The 811-nt window shown below is 64.7% G+C and carries 1 protein-coding gene; it reads left to right on the top strand.

Features of this window, described 5'->3' with window-relative positions:
• The coding region (locus tag H8A95_RS43295; protein ID WP_229188486.1) for an IS110 family RNA-guided transposase at nt 1–582 on the top strand (582 nt) is incomplete at its 5' end.
• Between the last annotated feature and the right edge of the window lie 229 nt (nt 583–811).

Below are 811 nucleotides of genomic sequence, written 5' to 3'. Positions count from 1 at the left end.
GCGGCACAGGGCTATGAGGGGCTGCGCGCCCTGATGGCCCAGCTCGAAGAGCCGAACGAACAGATTCCAGAAGTGATGCGATCCGCACTGTTGGTGTTGGCCAAGCACTGGCAGGCGCTCGATGCCGATGAACGCGCGCTTGAACGGCAGATCGCCAAGGCCGCCCGCTGCGATCAAGACGCGAAGCGGCTGATGGAAGTCCCAAGCGTCGGCCCGATCATCGCCAGCACGGTGTTGGCTAAAGTGCCCGATGCGAAGGTGTACCGCTCCGGACGTGACTTCGCGGCCTGGATCGGGCTCACCGGCAAGGATCACGGCACCGGCGGCAAGCATCGCCCTGGGCGCATCTCCAAACAGGGCGATCGCGTGCTGCGAGCGCTGCTGATCAGCGGAGCCAGCGCCTATCTGCGGCATCAGAAGGCACGCGGCCTCACCGATCCATGGCTGCGCGATCTGCTCGCACGGCGGCCCTACAAGGTCGCCATGGTGGCCTTCGCGGCCAAAACCGCGCGCATCATCTGGGCCATGCTGGTCAAAGGAGAAGCTTACCGCGACCGCGCGAGCGCGACGGCTGCTGCCTAGCTGAAGGGCGACCGCCGCCGCGCTCGCGCTCATCCTATCGGAAAGGGCAATCAAGGTGTGATGGCAAATGGTCAGGAAACCGGGACCGAAACACTCCGACACGTCATCGCGCGTCATAGCGCGCCGCAATGATTGGAATTCGGTCCGCGATCTCCATCAGGGCCCGCGGTCAATGGCCGCTTCTCGAGGCCGTATACATGACCGCTCCCCGATCGCTTGCCGAAGCACC

The organism is Bradyrhizobium oropedii, assembly GCF_020889685.1.
Taxonomy (GTDB): Bacteria; Pseudomonadota; Alphaproteobacteria; order Rhizobiales; family Xanthobacteraceae; genus Bradyrhizobium; species Bradyrhizobium oropedii.
The sequence above is the reverse complement of the archived record's forward strand: the minus strand, read 5'-3'. Positions and strand labels throughout refer to the sequence as shown.